This is a genomic window from Sulfitobacter sp. UBA1132 (genome assembly GCF_002311545.1).
Classification (GTDB): Bacteria; Pseudomonadota; Alphaproteobacteria; order Rhodobacterales; family Rhodobacteraceae; genus Sulfitobacter; species Sulfitobacter pontiacus.
In genome coordinates, this window is the sequence record NZ_DCAN01000011.1 from 360,700 (window position 1) to 379,146 (window position 18,447).

19 protein-coding genes are annotated in these 18,447 nt (G+C 61.2%); 14 read left to right on the plus strand and 5 right to left on the minus strand.

Going from position 1 to position 18,447, the window contains the following annotated elements:
- The first annotated feature begins 279 nt into the window (after nucleotides 1–279).
- The 10 genes from glpD (at nucleotide 280) to B4F27_RS09425 (ending at nucleotide 11,716) form a co-directional block, all read left to right on the plus strand.
- Complete coding sequence (glpD, locus tag B4F27_RS09380; protein WP_286759513.1) at nucleotides 280–1,893, plus strand: glycerol-3-phosphate dehydrogenase; 1,614 nt, start codon at nucleotides 280–282, stop codon at nucleotides 1,891–1,893.
- A gap of 13 nt (nucleotides 1,894–1,906) precedes the next feature.
- Nucleotides 1,907–2,995 carry an ABC transporter ATP-binding protein gene (locus B4F27_RS09385; protein ID WP_005852576.1) on the plus strand — a complete coding sequence of 363 codons (1,089 nt, stop codon included), beginning with the start codon at nucleotides 1,907–1,909 and terminating at the stop codon, nucleotides 2,993–2,995.
- 15 nt (nucleotides 2,996–3,010) lie between these two features.
- Nucleotides 3,011–4,090 carry an ABC transporter ATP-binding protein gene (locus B4F27_RS09390; protein ID WP_286759514.1) on the plus strand — a complete coding sequence of 360 codons (1,080 nt, stop codon included), beginning with the start codon at nucleotides 3,011–3,013 and terminating at the stop codon, nucleotides 4,088–4,090.
- Between the two features lie 51 nt (nucleotides 4,091–4,141).
- Nucleotides 4,142–5,014, plus strand: coding sequence for a carbohydrate ABC transporter permease (locus tag B4F27_RS09395; RefSeq protein WP_037943909.1), 873 nt, complete (start codon nucleotides 4,142–4,144; stop codon nucleotides 5,012–5,014).
- Entirely contained in the window at nucleotides 5,014–5,853 is an 840-nt protein-coding gene (locus tag B4F27_RS09400) for a carbohydrate ABC transporter permease (RefSeq protein WP_009826627.1), read from the plus strand. The genes B4F27_RS09395 and B4F27_RS09400 overlap by 1 nt, the downstream gene beginning before the upstream one ends.
- 24 nt (nucleotides 5,854–5,877) lie before the next feature.
- Nucleotides 5,878–6,150, plus strand: a complete 273-nt coding sequence (locus B4F27_RS09405; RefSeq protein WP_005852584.1) for a DUF2160 domain-containing protein — start codon at nucleotides 5,878–5,880, stop codon at nucleotides 6,148–6,150.
- A 71-nt stretch (nucleotides 6,151–6,221) separates the two neighbouring features.
- On the plus strand, nucleotides 6,222–7,943 hold the full coding sequence (locus B4F27_RS09410; RefSeq protein ID WP_037943910.1) for an ABC transporter substrate-binding protein: 1,722 nt from the start codon (nucleotides 6,222–6,224) through the stop codon (nucleotides 7,941–7,943).
- A gap of 153 nt (nucleotides 7,944–8,096) precedes the next feature.
- Entirely contained in the window at nucleotides 8,097–9,584 is a 1,488-nt protein-coding gene (gene glpK / locus B4F27_RS09415; RefSeq protein WP_286759515.1) for a glycerol kinase GlpK, read from the plus strand.
- Between the two features lie 10 nt (nucleotides 9,585–9,594).
- Nucleotides 9,595–10,578, plus strand: coding sequence for a class 1 fructose-bisphosphatase (locus B4F27_RS09420; RefSeq protein ID WP_286759516.1), 984 nt, complete (start codon nucleotides 9,595–9,597; stop codon nucleotides 10,576–10,578).
- A gap of 4 nt (nucleotides 10,579–10,582) precedes the next feature.
- On the plus strand, nucleotides 10,583–11,716 hold the full coding sequence (locus B4F27_RS09425; protein ID WP_286759610.1) for an iron-containing alcohol dehydrogenase: 1,134 nt from the start codon (nucleotides 10,583–10,585) through the stop codon (nucleotides 11,714–11,716).
- 16 nt (nucleotides 11,717–11,732) lie between these two features.
- Here B4F27_RS09425 and B4F27_RS09430 read toward each other — a convergent pair whose 3' ends face one another.
- Entirely contained in the window at nucleotides 11,733–12,554 is an 822-nt protein-coding gene (locus B4F27_RS09430) for a sulfite exporter TauE/SafE family protein (protein ID WP_286759517.1), read from the minus strand.
- A gap of 38 nt (nucleotides 12,555–12,592) precedes the next feature.
- Nucleotides 12,593–13,606 carry a tRNA dihydrouridine(20/20a) synthase DusA gene (gene dusA, locus B4F27_RS09435; protein ID WP_286759518.1) on the minus strand — a complete coding sequence of 338 codons (1,014 nt, stop codon included), beginning with the start codon at nucleotides 13,604–13,606 and terminating at the stop codon, nucleotides 12,593–12,595.
- Nucleotides 13,607–13,907: 301 nt separating this feature from the next.
- Between dusA and B4F27_RS09440 the strand changes: the two genes are divergently transcribed.
- Nucleotides 13,908–14,111 (plus strand): hypothetical protein, encoded by a 204-nt coding sequence (locus B4F27_RS09440; RefSeq protein WP_286759519.1) that lies wholly within the window; start codon nucleotides 13,908–13,910, stop codon nucleotides 14,109–14,111.
- 41 nt (nucleotides 14,112–14,152) lie between these two features.
- Here B4F27_RS09440 and B4F27_RS09445 read toward each other — a convergent pair whose 3' ends face one another.
- The 3 genes from B4F27_RS09445 to ccmI are packed head-to-tail and all read right to left on the minus strand — an operon-like array spanning nucleotide 14,153 to nucleotide 16,138.
- Complete coding sequence (locus B4F27_RS09445; RefSeq protein ID WP_286759520.1) at nucleotides 14,153–14,395, minus strand: DUF1289 domain-containing protein; 243 nt, start codon at nucleotides 14,393–14,395, stop codon at nucleotides 14,153–14,155.
- Between the two features lie 34 nt (nucleotides 14,396–14,429).
- The gene (gene ruvX / locus B4F27_RS09450) at nucleotides 14,430–14,915 is read right to left on the minus strand and encodes a Holliday junction resolvase RuvX (protein WP_286759521.1); all 486 of its coding nucleotides are present in this window, start codon (nucleotides 14,913–14,915) and stop codon (nucleotides 14,430–14,432) included.
- Nucleotides 14,912–16,138, minus strand: a complete 1,227-nt coding sequence (ccmI, locus tag B4F27_RS09455) for a c-type cytochrome biogenesis protein CcmI (RefSeq protein WP_286759522.1) — start codon at nucleotides 16,136–16,138, stop codon at nucleotides 14,912–14,914. Before ccmI ends, ruvX begins: the two co-directional genes overlap by 4 nt.
- 234 nt (nucleotides 16,139–16,372) lie before the next feature.
- Between ccmI and B4F27_RS09460 the strand changes: the two genes are divergently transcribed.
- The 3 genes from B4F27_RS09460 to B4F27_RS09470 all read left to right on the plus strand — a co-directional run bounded on the left by B4F27_RS09460 (nucleotide 16,373) and on the right by B4F27_RS09470 (nucleotide 18,374).
- Complete coding sequence (locus B4F27_RS09460; RefSeq protein WP_286699586.1) at nucleotides 16,373–17,617, plus strand: sarcosine oxidase subunit beta family protein; 1,245 nt, start codon at nucleotides 16,373–16,375, stop codon at nucleotides 17,615–17,617.
- 97 nt (nucleotides 17,618–17,714) lie between these two features.
- Complete coding sequence (locus B4F27_RS09465; RefSeq protein WP_005852605.1) at nucleotides 17,715–17,951, plus strand: hypothetical protein; 237 nt, start codon at nucleotides 17,715–17,717, stop codon at nucleotides 17,949–17,951.
- A gap of 93 nt (nucleotides 17,952–18,044) precedes the next feature.
- Nucleotides 18,045–18,374 (plus strand): sarcosine oxidase subunit delta, encoded by a 330-nt coding sequence (locus tag B4F27_RS09470; RefSeq protein WP_074635171.1) that lies wholly within the window; start codon nucleotides 18,045–18,047, stop codon nucleotides 18,372–18,374.
- Nucleotides 18,375–18,447: the final 73 nt, after the last annotated feature.

The window sequence follows — 18,447 nt, forward strand, 5'->3', positions numbered from 1 at the left end:
CCCGTCTTTGGCTGAGGATGCCCAAGGTTTCTGCACGCCCGACCAAAACTTACAATCTACGGAAAGCGAAGCACGTCAAGGCCGCGAATCGTGGTATATCGTCTGTAAGGCGCAGAAATGCGCGTCAGGCGAAGGATTAATGCGCCTAAAATCAAGGCTATAGTCGAAAACGAAAAGAAACGAACGTTCGATCTTGAAAAACGAAGGGGCTTGGTGTCTTTTGTCACGACGTCCCGCAAACCGAGCTGCGAGACGCGAAAATGATGCGGGGAGGCTTCATTGAGCCAGCTTGAAACAGAACACAGCGTCGATCTCTTTGTGATCGGCGGAGGGATCAACGGCTGCGGCATTGCACGCGACGCCGTGGGCCGTGGGTTTACCGTCGAGCTGGCAGAGATGAACGATCTGGCCTCGGCAACATCCTCGGCCTCGACCAAGCTGTTTCACGGCGGGCTGCGCTATCTGGAATACTGGGAGGTCCGCCTTGTGCGCGAGGCGTTGATCGAACGCGAAACCCTGCTGAAAGCGATGCCGCATATCTCTTGGCCGATGCGCTTTGTGCTGCCTTATCATAAGGATATGCGGTTCGAGGGGGATACGCCCACCTCAAAGCTGCTCAACGTGTTCATGCCGTGGATGAAGGGGCGCCGCCCCGCGTGGCTGATCCGCTTGGGTCTGTTCATGTATGACAATCTGGGCGGACGGCAGATCCTCAAGGGGACGACCGCGGTCGATCTGACGCAGGCCCCCGAGGGGGCACCGCTGCAGGACAAGTTCGAAAAAGCCTATGAGTATTCCGACTGCTGGATCGAAGACAGCCGTCTGGTGGTGCTGAACGCCCGCGACGCCCAAGCCCGTGGTGCGCGGATCAACACCCGCACCAAGGTCGTCTCGGCCGAGCAGGTCGAAGGCATGTGGCAGGTCACGCTGGAACCGAAAGACGGCGGCCCCCAACGCGTGGTACAGGCCAAGATGCTGGTCAACGCCGGTGGCCCGTGGGTGGAAAACGTGATCCGCAACACCGTGCGCATCAATTCCTCGGAAGGGGTGCGGCTGGTGCGGGGCAGCCACATTGTGACGCCCAAGCTTTATGACCACGACAAATGCTACTTCTTCCAAGGCGAAGACGGGCGCATCATCTTTACCATTCCTTACGAGACGGATTTTACCCTGATCGGCACCACAGATGCCGACCACACGGATGTGTCCGAAAAGCCGGTCTGCACCCCCGAGGAGCAGGACTACCTCGTGCGCTTTGCGTCCAAATACCTGAAAAAGCAGATCACCACCGACGATATCGTCTGGACCTACTCCGGCGTGCGCCCGCTGTATAACGACGGGGCGAGCTCTGCCACGGCGGCGACGCGGGACTATGTGCTGAAGGTCGACACATCCGCCGGTGCGCCGGTGTTGAACGTATTTGGCGGCAAGATTACCACCTACCGCCGTCTGGCCGAAAGCGCGCTAGAGAAGATCCAGCCCTATTTCGCCAATGATGCCAAACCCTGGACGGCGGGTGTCGCCTTGCCTGGCGGCGATTTTCAGGTAGACGGCGTGGCGGCGTTGAAAAAAGAGTTGCAGGACCGCTACGGCTTTTTGACCCAACGTTGGGCGGATCGTCTGGTCAAAGCCTATGGGCGCGAGGCATTTGATGTCTTGGGCGACGCGCACACCGCGGCAGATCTGGGGCATGATTTCGGTGCGACCCTGACCGAGCGTGAGGCCAAGTGGCTGATCGACAAGGAATTTGCCCGCACCGCTGACGACATCATCTGGCGCCGGTCCAAACTGGGCCTGCGGCTTGACGCGGATGAATTGAACACGTTGGAAGCATGGATGGTGGAAACCACCGCCACGCCCGCCGACAACACTACAGCCGCCACTGGCGCGTGAAGGGGAGAGGAACATGTCGCTCGTTTTGCAAGGCGTGTCCAAGGTCGTAAACGGCCAGACGCATATTCATCCGACAGATCTTGAGCTGCAATCCGGCACCATGAACGTGCTGCTGGGGCCGACATCTGCGGGCAAGACTTCCCTGATGCGGTTGATGGCGGGGCTGGATGTGCCCAACACCGGCAAGGTGATCTGGAACGGCGAGGATGTCACCGGCATGCGCGTTCAGGATCGCGGTGTGGCGATGGTGTATCAGCAGTTCATCAACTACCCGTCGATGACCGTCTACAACAATATCGCCAGCCCCATGCGGTTGCTGGGCAAATCCAAGGACGAGATCGACAGCGCCGTGCGCAAGGCCGCCGATCTGATGCAGTTGACGCCGATGCTGGACCGCAAGCCGCTGGAACTGTCGGGCGGGCAACAGCAACGCTGCGCGCTTGCACGGGCTTTGGTCAAGGACGCGGGGCTGGTGCTGCTGGATGAACCGCTGGCGAACCTCGATTACAAACTGCGCGAAGAGCTGCGGGCCGAGATTCCGAAAATCTTTGAAGAAGCAGGGTCGATCTTTGTCTATGCCACGACCGAACCGGAAGAGGCGCTTTTGCTGGGCGGGCATACCGCCACATTGTGGGAAGGGCGCATCACGCAGTTCGGCCTGACCCCCGTGGTCTACCGCCAGCCGGTTGATGCCACGACTGCGCGCGTCTTCTCTGACCCGCCGATGAACTTCCTCAACATCACCAAGGCCGGCGACACGCTGACCTTTGGCGATGGCAACAAGGTCGCGACCTTCGGGAACTTCAAGACCGTGGCCGATGGCAGCTATGTTGCGGGCTTCCGCCCCAACCACCTTGAACTGTCCAAGCAGTCTGACGACGCGCTGGAGTTTGCGGGCAAGCTGAACGTGACCGAGATCACAGGGTCGGAAACCTTTATCCACCTTGATCACCACGGTGAAAACTGGGTCGGTCTGGTGCACGGGGTCAAAGACCTCAAGATCGGGGCTCCGCTGAACGTCTATCTTGACCCGACACATGTTTACATCTTTGCCGAAGACGGCACATCCGTGGCCCCCGCATCTTATGCGGCAGCGGCCTGAGGGAGGACCGGAGCAATGGCAAAAATCACCCTTGATAACCTGGCGCATTCCTATTTGCCCAACCCCACCGGCGAAGATGATTTCGCGCTGAAAGAGCTGAACCACGACTGGGTGGACGGCGAAGCCTATGCGCTTTTGGGCGCGTCGGGCTGTGGTAAATCCACGTTGCTGAACATCATCTCGGGCCTGCTGCACCCCAGTCAGGGCCGCATCCTGTTCAACGACCGTGACGTGACCAACGATCCCACGACCAAGCGCAACATCGCGCAGGTTTTCCAGTTTCCGGTGGTCTATGACACGATGACCGTGCGCGACAATCTGGCGTTCCCGCTGCGCAACCGGGGCGCGGATGCGGCCTATGTCGCGCAGCGCGTGCAGCAGATCGCGGGGATGATCGGCATGGAAGACATGCTGAACCGCAAGGCGCGCGGGTTGACGGCGGATGCGAAGCAGAAAATCTCGCTCGGGCGGGGGATGGTGCGCGAGGACGTGAACGCGCTGCTGTTCGACGAGCCGCTGACCGTGATCGACCCCCATATGAAGTGGGAGCTGCGCACGCAGTTGAAATCACTGCACCATGAATTCGGTCACACCATGATCTATGTGACCCATGACCAGACAGAGGCGCTGACCTTTGCGGATAAGGTTGTCGTCATGTATGACGGCCGCGTTGTGCAGATGGGCACCCCGCAAGAGCTGTTCGAGACGCCACAGCACACCTTCGTTGGCTATTTCATCGGCTCGCCCGGTATGAATGTGCTCGACGCGACGGTGACCGGTGACAAGGCCGTCATTGGCGGCCACGAGATCGCCTTGGGCCACGGCTTTGCGCCGCTGGACGGCAAGGTCGAACTGGGCGTGCGCCCCGAATTCACACGGCTTGCCACGGGCGCGGCGGGGCTGCCCGTCACGATCAAGCGGATCGAGGACGTGGGCCGCCACAAGATCGTGCGTGCTGACTTTAATGGAAATGAAATCAACGTGATCGCCGAAGAAGGTGCCGAAATTTCGCCGGATATGAACCGCATTGTTTTCGACCCAGCCGGGGTGAATGTCTATGCCAACAGCTGGCGCGTTGCGCCTCAGGGGGCGTAAGATGATCCAATCCGCCGCTTTCCCGCTGACCCTCGCTGAAAGGACCGCGTCATGAACAAGACCGTCAATCAAAAGGCCTGGTTCCTTGTGTTGCCCGTGCTGCTGCTGGTGGCTTTCTCTGCCGTGATCCCGCTGATGACCGTGGTGAACTATTCGGTGCAGGATACCTTCGGGAACAACCAGTTCTTCTGGGCTGGCCTCGACTGGTTCCGCGAGATGATTGAATCCGAGCGGATGTGGAACGCCTTGGGCCGCCAGATCGCGTTTTCGGTGATCATTCTGGCGATTGAAATCCCGTTGGGGATCTTCGTCGCGCTGAACATGCCCAAGAAAGGGTTCTGGGCCTCGCTGTGTCTGGTCCTGATGTCGCTGCCGCTGTTGATCCCGTGGAACGTGGTCGGCACCATCTGGCAAATCTTTGGCCGCGTGGACATTGGCCTGTTGGGCTACACGCTGTCGGCCTTGGGCATCGACTATAACTACACTCAGGATTTCTATGCCGCATGGATCACTGTGATCGTGATGGATGTCTGGCACTGGACGTCACTGGTGGCGCTGCTGGCCTATGCCGGTCTGCAATCTATTCCCGATGCTTACTATCAGGCGGCCAAGATCGACCAGGCGAGCCGCTGGAAAGTCTTCCGCTATATCGAGCTGCCCAAGATGATGGGCGTTCTGATGATCGCGATCCTGCTGCGGTTTATGGACAGCTTCATGATCTACACCGAACCGTTCGTCGTGACGGGCGGGGGGCCTGGTAACTCTACCACCTTCCTGTCGATCGATCTGGTCAAGATGGCCCTCGGACAGTTTGACCTTGGTCCTGCGGCGGCGTTCTCGATCATGTATTATCTGGTGATCCTGCTGATCTCCTATGTGTTCTACACCGTGATGACGAACCTTGACAAAAGGGATGGCCACTGATGTCTGATCTTGCACAAAAAAGAGGGTTTGCCCTGCCCAAGATCAAGGGCAATGCGATTGTCATGGCGCTCTATCTGCTGTTCTTGCTGCTGCCGATCTATTGGCTGCTGAACATGAGCCTCAAGACCAACACAGAGATCCTCAACAGCTTTACCCTGTGGCCGCGTGATCTGACGTTCGACAACTATATGACGATCCTGACGGATGCGTCATGGTACACGGGCTATCTGAACTCGATGGCTTATGTGGTGATGAACATGGTGATCTCGCTCGCGGTGGCGCTGCCGGCGGCCTATGCCTTCTCGCGCTACAGCTTCATGGGCGACAAGCACCTGTTTTTCTGGCTGCTGACCAACCGGATGGCCCCGCCCGCGGTTTTCGCGCTGCCGTTTTTCCAGCTTTATAGCTCCGTCGGGCTGTTCGACACGCATATTGCTGTGGCGCTGGCGCATTGTCTGTTCAACGTGCCGCTGGCGGTGTGGATCCTCGAAGGGTTCATGCGCGGTGTTCCGAAAGAGATCGACGAGACGGCCTATATCGACGGCTACAGCTTCCCGCGCTTTTTCATCCGCATCTTCACGCCGCTTGTGGCGTCGGGGATCGGGGTCACGGCCTTCTTCCTGTTCATGTTCAGCTGGGTTGAGCTGTTGCTGAGCCGGACGTTGACCAGCGTGGACGCCAAGCCGATTGCCGCCACCATGACCCGTACCGTGGGTGCCGCCGGGATCGACTGGGGCGTGCTGGCCGCGGCAGGGGTGCTGACCATCGTACCCGGTGCCCTGGTGATCTATTTCGTGCGCAACTACATCGCCAAAGGCTTTGCCTTGGGCCGCGTTTAACAAAGAAAGACCGGAGGAAACATTATGGACTGGATGGCTTGGACTTGGCCCACCGCCGCTTTCTTTGGGATCATCGCGGTGACGCTGATCACCTTTACGATCCTTGCAATCAAATTCCCCGAAGTACCGCGCGCCGGTATACTGGGGATGGAAACGACGCGCGGTGACCGGTTGTTCATCACGCTTCTGGGCTCGGCCTTTATCAATCTGGCTTGGCTCGGGCTGCTCAGTGCGCCCCAATGGGGGGCATTGGTTGTCTGCCTTTTCTATGCCATCGCGGTTTTCCGCTGGGTCTAGGAAAGGAAAATAAGGGGGGCCGGCCTGCAAGAACCGGACCTCTCAAATGTTCAATTCTAGGGAGGAACATCATGAACTTGCGCTTAAAGGGAACGACTGCGATCGGGCTTGCGGCTTGCATGTTTGCCGCACCTGCGTTCGCCGACATGGAGGCCGCAAAGGCTTTCCTTGATAAGGAAATCGGCGATCTCTCCGCGCTGTCGCGGGAAGACCAGGAAGCCGAACTGCAGTTCTTTATCGACGCTGCAAAACCGTTTGAAGGCATGTCGATCAACGTCGTGTCCGAGACAATCGGCACGCACACCTACGAATCCACCGTTCTGGCCCCCGCTTTCGAAGCGATCACCGGCATCAAGGTCACCCATGACCTGATCGGCGAAGGTGACGTTGTCGAAAAGCTGCAAACGCAAATGCAGTCGGGCGAGAACATCTATGACGCCTATATCAACGATTCCGACCTGATCGGGACGCACTGGCGCTATCAGCAAGCCCGCAACCTGTCCGACTGGATGGAAGGCGAAGGCAAGGCCGTGACCAACCCCGGTCTCGACCTTGAAGACTTCATCGGCCTGTCGTTCACGACCGGCCCCGATGGCAAGATCTACCAACTGCCCGACCAGCAGTTCGCGAACCTTTATTGGTTCCGCTACGATTGGTTCAACGACGAACAGAACAAAGCTGATTTCAAAGAGAAATATGGCTACGATCTGGGTGTTCCGGTCAACTGGTCCGCATATGAGGACATCGCCGAATTCTTCACCGGTCGCGACCTGTCGCGTCTTGGCGTCGAAGGCGAAGTCTTTGGCAACATGGACTACGGCAAGAAAGACCCGTCGCTTGGCTGGCGCTACACCGATGCGTGGCTGTCGATGGCCGGTGCCGGTGACGTAGGTGAACCAAACGGTCTGCCCGTCGACGAATGGGGTATCCGCGTCAACGAAAACTCGCAGCCTGTGGGGTCTTGCGTTGCACGTGGCGGTGCCACAAACGGGCCAGCAGCGGTCTATGCTGTGACCAAAGCGATCGAATGGCTGCAGAAGTATTCGCCTCCGGCGGCTGCGGGCATGACCTTCTCTGAGGCGGGCCCAATTCCGGCGCAGGGCAACGTGGCCCAGCAGATGTTCTGGTACACCGCCTTTACCGCCGCGTCGGTAGAGCCTGACCTGCCCGTGATGAACGAAGATGGCACGCCGAAATGGCGCATGGCACCTTCGCCCCACGGTGCATATTGGACCGAAGGCACCAAGATCGGGTATCAGGATGCCGGGTCGTGGACGCTGATGAAATCCACGCCGGTGGACCGTGCACAGGCCGCGTGGCTCTATGCGCAGTTCGTCACCTCCAAGACTGTGGACGTCAAGAAAAGCCACGTTGGCCTGACCTTCATCCGTGAATCGTCGATCCAGCACGAAAGCTTTACAGAGCGTGCACCGAAATTGGGTGGTCTGGTTGAATTCTACCGTTCGCCAGCGCGCGTTCAGTGGTCGCCAACCGGTACCAATGTGCCCGACTATCCAAAGCTGGCGCAGCTGTGGTGGCAGAACATCGGCGACGCCATGTCCGGTGCGAAGACCCCTCAGGAAGCGCTGGATGCCCTGTGCGCCGATCAGGAAAAAGTCCTAATCCGTCTGGAGCGTGCCGGCGTTCAAGGGGACATTGGCCCCAAGATGAACGAAGAGCGTGATCCAGAGTACTGGCTGTCCCAGCCCGGTTCGCCCAAAGCGAAACTGGAAAGCGAAGACGAAGAGCCACAGACCATCGCCTATGATGAGCTGATCAAATCCTGGCAGTAAGCCACTCTTTCCGGGGCCGGTTCGCTGGCCCCGGAACCTTTGATTTTCCAACAACGCCGACATCCGTCATTGCCCTGACATCTGGTCGGGCCTGCCGACCCTTGCTAGGATACGGCACCATCTGACGGTTGCTACACTTCCAAAGGGACGCGCATGACGTATATCCTTGCCATTGACCAAGGCACCACCTCCACACGGGCCATCGTTTACGATGACACGATGACGTCGATTGCCAGCGCCCAAGAAGAATTCCCCCAGCATTTCCCCCAGTCCGGCTGGGTTGAACATGATCCCGATGATCTGTGGCGTACCACGCAGGCAACTTGCCGCGGGGCGATCGACAAGGCAGGGATCAAGGCAGGCGATATCGCCGCCATCGGTATCACCAACCAGCGCGAGACCGTTGTGGTCTGGGATAAGGAAACCGGTCGCCCGATCTATAATGCCATCGTCTGGCAGGACCGCCGCACCGCCAGCCAGTGCCGCACCCTGCGCGACGCGGGCCACGAAGAGATGTTCACCGACCGCACCGGCCTGTTGTTGGACCCATATTTCTCGGGCACCAAGCTGGCGTGGATATTGGATAACGTCGAAGGTGCCCGCGACCGCGCCACCAAGGGCGAGCTGCTGTTCGGCACCGTTGATTGCTTCTTGATCTGGAAGCTCACCGGCGGGGCGTCCCATGCGACAGACGCCACCAACGCCGCGCGCACCATGCTTTATGACATCCGCAAAGGCCGGTGGAGCCGGTCGATCTGTGACCTGCTCGACATCCCGATGGAGATGTTGCCAGAGGTCAAGAATTGCGCCGATGATTTCGGCAGTACCGATGCGGATGTTCTGGGCGCTGCCGTGCCGATACACGGGGTCGCGGGCGACCAGCAGGCGGCCACGGTGGGGCAGGCGTGTTTCGAGCCTGGGATGCTGAAATCGACCTATGGCACGGGCTGTTTCGCCCTGATGAACACAGGCGACACGCCGGTGCGGTCGGAAAACCGGCTGCTCACCACCATTGCCTATCAATTCGACGGCAAGCCGACGTACGCGCTCGAAGGGTCGATCTTTGTCGCGGGGGCCGTGGTGCAATGGCTGCGCGACGGTTTGCAGATCATTCAGGATTCGGCCGAAACTCAAGGGCTGGCCGAACAGGCGGACCCGCATCAGAACGTGGTGCTGGTACCGGCCTTTGTCGGGCTGGGTGCGCCCTATTGGAACCCCGATTGTCGCGGCGCGGTCTTTGGTCTGACCCGTGGCACGGGGCCCGCCGAAATGGCCCGCGCGGCGCTGGAAAGCGTCGGCTATCAGACACGCGACCTGCTTGAAGCGATGTCTGCCGACTGGAAAGCAGATGGCGTGCAGCCCACATTGCGCGTCGATGGTGGCATGTCTGCCAGCGATTGGACCATGCAATTCCTGTCCGACATCATCGCCGCCCCCGTTGACCGGCCCACCGTGCATGAAACCACCGCCCTCGGGGTCGCGTGGCTTGCGGGGATGCACGCGGGCGTTTATCCTGATCAGGAACAGTTCGCGAAATCGTGGACACAGGAAACCCAATTCACGCCGAAAATGGACGATGACCAGCGCGACGCGAAATATGCGCTCTGGAAAAAGGCCGTTGACGCGACCCTGAATTTTTAAGGAACTCCCCATGACAGCCCCAACGCTTCGCCGGTATCTGACCCAAAACAGCTTTGACCCCGATCTGGTGTTTCTGCTGGAAGACATCGCCTCGGCGTCGCGACTGATCGCCGGTCTCGTGCGTCGTGGTGCCTTCGAGGGCAACCTTGGTGCCGCCGGAGAGATCAACGTGCAGGGCGAGGCGCAAAAGACGCTGGATATCATGGCCAATGACGTGTTCGAGCGAGAGTGTGCCAACAGCCCGCGTGTCGCCGCACTTGTGTCGGAAGAGGTGGAAGAGGTCACTTGGCTGAAAGAGCCGCAAAAGGGCGACTACCTGCTGTATTTCGATCCGCTGGACGGGTCGTCGAACCTTGATGTGAACCTGTCGGTGGGGTCGATCTTTTCGGTCATGCAGGTGCAGGCCGATGGTGACCGCAACGTGCTGCACAACGGCCGCAACCAGATTTGCGCAGGCTATGCGATCTACGGCCCCTCGACCATGTTTGTGGTGACCAAAGGCGACGAGGTGGCAGGCTTCAGCAGCGATCCCGACACCGGCGAATTCAGCCTGACGCACCCCAAGATGACCGTGCCCGCCGAGACCTCGGAATATGCGATCAACACGTCACGCGCACGCTATTGGTATGCCCCCGTCAGCCGCTATGTGGACGAGGCCGTCGCGGGCAAGGAAGGCCGCCGTGGCCGGTCGTTCAACATGCGCTGGACCGCGTCCATGGTCGCGGATGTGCACCGTATCCTCACGCGTGGCGGCGTCTTTCTGTACCCCGCCGACAGCAACAACCAGAAAACCGGCGGCAAGCTGCGTCTGATGTACGAGGCGAACCCGATGGCGATGGTGATTGAAGCGGCAGGCGGTGCTGCGTCGACAGGGCAGGGCGCGATTATGGATGTCGCCCCCACGGCACCGCACCAGCGCGTTCCGGTGATCCTTGGCTCGCGCGACGAGGTTGCCGTGCTTGACAGCTACCACAAAGACGCCGCTGACAGCTAAGCCGATGTTCTCGTTCTTCTCTCCGCAAGCGCTGCATTTCGGGCGTGGACAGGCCGCGCAGACGGCCACGCTGGCCGCTGGCTTTGGGACGCATGTGCTGATCGTACACGGCTCAAATGCAGCGCGCGCGGCTTGGTTGGTCGAGGATTGCCGCGCGGCGGGCCTGTCGGTCACGACGGAAAGCTGCGGGTCCGAGCCGAGCCTGCCTGCGCTGGAAGCCGCACTCGCCCGGGTTTCCGTAGATCGGCCGGATGTGGTTGTCGCACTTGGTGGCGGATCGGTGATCGACTTTGCCAAGGCGCTCGCGGCGCTGATCCCCTGCGCGGGGGCACCGCTGGACTACCTCGAAGGGGTGGGGGGCGGCAAACCGCTCGACTGCGCACCTTTGCCGATGATCGCGCTGCCGACCACGGCGGGCACGGGGGCGGAGGTGACCAAGAACGCGGTGATTGCCGTGCCGGAACACGGGGTCAAGGTCAGCCTGCGCGACGCGCGGATGATTCCCGATATCGCCATCGTGGATTCCGGGCTGATGCAGGGCGCACCGCGCCGCGTCACCCTTGCGGCGGGGCTGGATGCGGTCACGCAGGTGATCGAACCTTATCTGTCCATCAAAGCGACGCCGATGACGGATGCGCTGTGTCAGGCGGCGATCCCCAAGGGGCTGGCCGCCCTGCGCGCCGTGGTTGAACAAGACGCAGCGGAAGCCTGGGACGACATGGCCTGGGTCAGCACCTGCGGTGGCTTGGCGCTGGCAAATGCGGGGCTGGGGGCGGTGCATGGCTTTGCCGGTGTGATCGGCGGCCAGACCGGCGCGCCACACGGAGAGATTTGCGGCGCGCTTCTGCCCGCGGTGCTGGCGTCTCACTTGGAAAAGGCAGAGGAAGGCACGCAAGTTCACACGCGCCTGGTGTGGGTGCTTGGCCTGATCGACAGTGCCTTCGACGTCGGAAACGGGGTAGGGATCGCCGCCCTGCGCGATTGGTCCCGTCAGATGGGGCTGCGGACCTTGACCGATATGGGGCTGAACCCCGAGGATCACGCAGAGGTGGCACGCTTGTCCGCCGGTGCATCCTCGATGAAGGGCACGCCCTTCGCGCTGACGCAGGACGAGCTGATCGCCATCCTGCGCGCCTGACGCTTATCGTGGCGGATTACAGCCCCAGCGATTTGCGCAGCATGTTCAGCGCCACGAGGATCAGGAAGACCGCGAACACCCGTTTCAACGGTTTGGGGTCCATCGCATGGGCCAGTTTAACCCCCAGCGGCGCGGTGATCAGCGTCATGGCGATGACAATGGCAAAGGTGGGCAGGTTCACCGCCCCCACCGTCAGGGGCGGGCTGTTGGGCGTGGCATCCACCAGCAGGAACCCGATGACAGAGGGCACGGCGATCAGCACGCCAAACCCCGCAGCCGTCGCCACGGCACGGTGGATCGGCACGTTGAACAGGCTCATCAGCGGCACGCCAAAGCTGCCGCCGCCGATCCCCATCAGTACCGATAGAAACCCGACAGAGGGCGACAGCGCCGCGCGCGCGGCCCCACGGGGCATCGCCTGTCCCAAGCGCCAATGCGCCCGCCCAAAGGCCATGTATAGTCCGACGACCAGCGCCAGCCCGCCAAAGATGCCCTGCAAGACGCTCGTGCGCAGCTGTGCCACCACCAGCATCCCGATGATGGCCCCGATCACGATCCCCGGTGCCCATGTCTTGAGGATCGCCCAATCGACCGCGCCCTTTTTATTGTGGCTGTGCACCGACCGCAGCGAGGTTACGATGATCGTCGCCAACGAGGTCGCCAAGCACATCTGCATGAGCTGCGGGCTGTCATAGCCAAGCGCTTGAAACGCATAGAAAAACGCGGGCACCAAGACGATACCGCCACCGACCCCCAGCAGCCCCGCCAGTACACCGGCAAAGGCACCGATGGCCATGATCATAAGGACAATCTGCAGAAAGAGGGTGGGGTCTTGCATGGGGGGCGATCCTGAATGTCGTGCGGTTGCCCCTGTTGCTATACCGCTTCTTGCGCCTCGGCCAGTGTTTGCATCGCGTCCAGCGCCTCTAGCAGCACCTGACGGTCGGCACCGGGGCGGGAGGCTTGCTCGGACAGGGTGCGCCGCCAGACCCGCGCGCCGGTGCGACCGGCAAAGAGCCCCATCATATGGCGGGTGATCTGATTCAGCTTGCCGCCGCCGTCGATATGCGCGTCGATATAGGGCAGCATCTGCGCCACGACATCCTCGGGCGTGGTGTCTGCGCCGGTGCTGTAAATGCGGCGATCCGCCTGCGCCAGAATATCGGTCGGGTTATGATAGGCGCTGCGCCCGATCATCACGCCATCCAGACCGGCGTCCAGAAACGCCTCTGCCTGATCAAGCGAGGTGATGCCCCCGTTGATCGAGATATGCAGGTTCGGGAACAGCCCCTTCATCCGGTGCACCAGCTCGTAGTCCAAGGGGGGAATGTCGCGGTTTTCCTTGGGGCTGAGCCCTTGCAGCCACGCCTTGCGCGCGTGGATTGTCACCCGTTCACAACCCGCGCCGACGATCTGCGCCAGAAACTCGGGCAGCACCTCGGCGGGGTTCTGGTCATCCACGCCGATCCGGCATTTGACGGTCACGTCCACATCCACCGCGCGGCGCATCGCCGCGACGGATTTAGCCACCAGTGCCGGTTGCTCCATCAGCACCGCGCCAAAACAGCCCGATTGCACGCGATCCGACGGGCAGCCGACGTTCAGGTTGATCTCGTCATACCCCGCCTGTGCCCCGATCCGCGCCGCCTCTGCCAGCTCGTCCGGGTCAGACCCGCCAAGCTGCAAGGCCACGGGATGTTCAGAGGTATCGTGATCCAGCAAATGCAACGCGCCGCCGCGTACCAAGGCAGGCGAGGTCACCATTTCGGTATAAAGCAACGTCTGCTTGGAAAACAGCCGATGCATGTAGCGACAATGCCGGTCGGTCCAATCCATCATCGGGGCGACCGAAAGCCGTGCAGCGCGGGTGAGATCGGATCTATGTCCCATGATGGTCTAAGCCTTATCGTCTATCGAGCTGGAAATATGGGGGTTCGGGAGGGTCAATGCTATAGCGGGGCGGGCATGGCAAGGGGCAGGGGGCCGATATCACGCGCCCGTTGTTTGCCTAAATCCGCGGCATTGGGCCGGAATGTGCAGGGCCTGATACGTTTATTACCCTGATTTTGCCCAAATACTGCCATATCTTAACACTTATATCACACTGTCGGAGCCAAACTACCGACAGGCGACCGAGAATCGAATCGACCGGCGCACAAATTGAACGACCCGAGAGATGGCAGAGATGAACATGACAGATACAGCGCAAAACCCGCAGACCAATATCCTTCGCTTCGTGCCCGCAGCGGCGACGTGGCAATGCGTGACCGTGGCGCAGCATTTTGGGGCGACCCCCGTGGTGCCAGCGGCGAATGACAATTACGCCCCGCAAGATCACGAAGGGGCCCAGACCAGCAGCGAAATGCTTGATTTTCTGTACCGCGTGGCCCGCTGAATCCTCTTCAACGGTCCGGACGGCCTAGCCGTTTCCCCAGATCAGCCGGTGCTGTCACGCTTGAGCCGCGCAGAACGGCCCCCCCGCCGCTTCGTCAACGCACCCGCTCGCGATGGTAGTTCTGCCATGATGCTGCGGCGCTCTTCGGGCGTCATACGCGACCACGTGCCGATCTCGTCGATGGATCGGTAACAGCCTGTGCACAGGCGCGTTTCGGGATGCACCACGCAAAGTTTCACGCAGGGGCTTTCGACTTCGTTCCGCTTCCAGATCTCGTCACTCATCGCTTTATCCTCGCGCTGTCGCGCTTATGGGGCCTCAATCCGACGCGTCCTGCGCCTTGATCACACGCAAACGGTCCAGCACCCCTTGCAGAATATAGCCCGCGGCCACGTGGTCGATCACCTCGGCGCGGCGGCGACGCGATGTATCGGCCTCCAGCAGCGCGCGTTCCGCGGCGACCGTGCTCAGCCGTTCATCCCAGAACCCGATGGGAATATCTCCCAGCCGGTCAAAGTTCCGCGCAAAGGCTCGCGTCGACTGGCAGCGCGCGCCTTCCGATCCGTCCATATTGCGCGGCAGGCCCAGCACCACCCCGCCGATCCCGCGGGCGGCAATGATCTCTGATAGGCGGGCGGCATCAACCCCGAATTTCTTGCGGCGCACGGTTTCCAGCGGGGTGGCGATCGACAGAAAACTGTCGCTGACCGCAACGCCGATGGTCTTTTCCCCAAGGTCCAACCCGATCAACGCCTGCATCGGGGGCAGGGCGGCGGCAAAATCTGTTATGTCGTCATAGATCATTCGGTCACCCCGGCGCGTTCGCCCGCGCGTTGAATATCATCCATCGCGGCGGGGTCATCGGCAAAGACCTCTACCGCATTCTCGTAAATCGCCCGCGCCCGTGCCGTTTCCCCCAGCACGCCAAGCGAAGAGATCAATCGCGCCCAATCCTCGACCGGCCCGCCCTGGCTGGCAAGCCGCGACGACAGGCTTTCGACCATGCCGCCTATCATCTCCATCCGTTCGGCAGGGGTCATATCCTGCGCCGCGTCGATATCTTCGGCCGAGGGGCCGCGCAGCGCGCCGCTGCCAATCTCGGGCACGGTATAGTCCACACCGGCCATCGTGGCGATAGGGGTGATCTGCGCCAGGATAGGCGCGATCCACGGGGCATCTTCGGGGCCGCGGCGCAGCAACCCGTCCCACATGCGGAACGCCAGATCAGGGCGCCCGGTTTGCACCAGCATCAGCCCCCAATAATATCGCGCCGTGCCGTTTTCGACATCACGGGTCAGCACCGCGCGCAACACCGCTTCTGCTTCGGGCGAGACATAGCCCCCCGCCGCCATCACCAGCAGCTCCGCATAGCCTGACACATCGTCAACCGAGGCTTCCGCCCCCTTGAGGCGCACCACCTTGCCCTGCGCGGCGGCGGCGGCGGCATAGTTGCCAACGCGCGCCTCGTTCTGGGCCAGCAGGACATGGCCCTGCACATCATCGGGCCGCGCGGCAACCGTTTCGCGCAGGCGGGTCAGCAGCGCTTCATATTCGGGGCTGAGCTCGGGCGACAATTCGGCGGCGGGCAGCTCTGCCTCGGCGGTGGCCTGATCGGGTCGGTTCCGGCGCATGTCTTCGGCCCGCGCGATACGGTCCTGCAACGCCAGATCCCCATAGCCCGGCGCACCCAACTGCCAGTAGAGCCCAAGGCTCCCGCCCAGCAAGACCAGCGCGATCACCGCAATAACGATAGGCGACGGCGTGCCACTTGCGGCGGGCGTATTTTGTCCGGCAGCATCCGCGGCCAGAATACGGCGCGAGATTTCGGTGCGCACGCGGATGGCGTCTGCTTCGGGCAACACCCCGCGCGCGACATCGCGTTCAACCTCGGCCAGCTGGTCGCGATAAACCTGCACATCATGGGCGGCACCGGTTTCAGCTGGCGCGCTGGCCCCACGGGTCAGGGCACGCGCCAGCAACACGGTCACAAGGGCGGCACCGGCGGCGGCGATGATCCAGAAACTCATAAAGATGCGGTCCAGTAATTATAGGTGCTGCACACCTAACCGCTGCGGCGACGTGACAAAAGAGGCCATATTGCTGCACCTTGTCGCGGCGGCGGCTTGGTTTTTGCCAGATTGCGGCGGATGTCGTAAAACTGTTAAGGAATGCCGCGCCGGGTATCCTCTTTTTCGCCCGAAGACCCAGAAAGAAGCCAAGCCTACGCCACGGCGTACGAATCTTTGCCGGAGACCGCTTTCATGAAGAAATACTCAGCCTTTGCCGTCGCCCGCGAAGCCCTGCGCCATCATACCGGCTGGCAGCGGGCCTGGCGCGATGCGCAGCCGAAGAAACGCTATGACGTGATCATCGTCGGGGCCGGGGGGCATGGTCTGGCGACGGCCTATTACCTGGGTAAAAACTTCGGCATCACCAATGTGGCCATTCTGGAAAAAGGCTGGCTCGGGGGCGGCAACACGGGCCGCAACACCACGATCATCCGGTCCAACTACCTGCAAGACCCCTCCGCCGCGATCTATGAAAAGGCGCGCTCGCTCTACGAGACGATGAGCCAGGACCTGAACTATAACGTCATGTTCAGCCCGCGTGGCGTGATCATGCTGGCGCAGACCCAACACGAGGTGCGCGGCTACCAGCGCACGGCCCATGCCAACGCGCTGCAAGGGGTGCAGACCGAATTCATCGCGCCCGAAAAGGTCAAGGAACTGGTGCCGATCATTAATATCGACGGGCCACGTTACCCGGTTCTGGGCGGGCTCTGGCAGCGCCGTGGCGGCACGGCACGCCATGACGCGGTGGCCTGGGGCTATGCGCGGGCCTGTTCCGATATGGGCATGGACGTGATCCAGAAATGCGAGGTCACCGGCATCCGTCAGGAAAACGGCAAGGTGACGGGCGTGTCGACCAACCGTGGCGATATCGACTGTGACAAGCTGGGCATGGTGGTCGCCGGCCACTCTGGTCATCTGGCTGATATGGCGGGCTTCCGTCTGCCGATCGAATCCGTCGCCCTGCAAGCGCTGGTGTCAGAGCCGATCAAACCCTGCATGGATGTCGTGGTCATGGCCAATACGGTGCATGGCTACATGAGCCAGTCCGACAAGGGCGAGATGGTGATCGGCGGCGGGACGGATGGCTATAACAACTACACCCAACGCGGCTCTTTCCATCATATCGAGGAAACGGTCCGCGCCCTGGTCGAGACCTTTCCGATGGTGTCCCGTCTCAAGATGTTGCGCCAATGGGGCGGCATTGTGGATGTGACGGGGGACCGCTCTCCGATCCTGTCCAAAACGCCGGTCGAGGGCGTGTTCGTAAACTGTGGCTGGGGCACCGGCGGGTTCAAGGCGATCCCCGGCTCGGGCTGGGCCATGGCCGAACTGATGGCCAAGGGACGGTCGCCGCTGACGGATGCCTTCGGCCTGAACCGGTTCCAGGAAGGGCGGTTCATCGACGAATCCGTAGCCGCCGGGGTGGCGCATTGATCGGCGCGCGGAAACCTGCCCGCCCAATGGGGCTGTGGAACTTTTTGCCTGTGAACGGGGTTTACACTTCATATCAAGTTTATGAAGGACCATTACCATGGCTACGCCTGACAACAACCAAGCGCCACACACCACCGTCAACAAAACCAGCGGCACCGGATCGGGGATCGTCATCGGCGTTCTCGTCGTTCTGGTCCTTGGTTTCGGCTTTTACTTCTTCGCTGGTGGCAACCCGATGGACGACTCCGGCGACATCAACGTCAACGTCGAAGGCGCGGCCGATGGTGCTGCCGATGCCGTTGAAGGCGCGGCCGAGGAAGCAACCGGCAACTAAGCCGCTTTCCGCTCTATCCAATATGATCAAGGCTGGCCCTCGCACGGGGGCTGGCCTTTTTGCGTTTCAACCGACCTTAGAAAGGCGCGCCCCATGCTGACCCTGACATGCCCCAACTGCGGCATCACCGCCGAGGAAACCGAATTCCACGCGGGCGGCGAGGCGCATCTGAAACGTTTTGGCCCGGGGTCCTCGGACAGCGACTTCGAAAAATACCTGTTCATGCGGGAAAACCCCAAGGGCGTGCATTTTGAACGCTGGCGGCATGTCTATGGCTGTGGCAAATGGTTCCACGCCGCGCGCGATACCATGACGCTCGAAGTCTTCGGCACCTATACCGCCCAGACCAGCACGGTCCCGCAAGAGATCATCGACAAGATACAGGACCGTCGCCCCGATTGGCAGGCCGCCGCCGCGCCATGACCGCTGCCGTTCTTCATTTTGCCAAGAAAACTCCCGCCGGAGGCGCCCGCGCTTTCGCCCCACACCAAGGTTT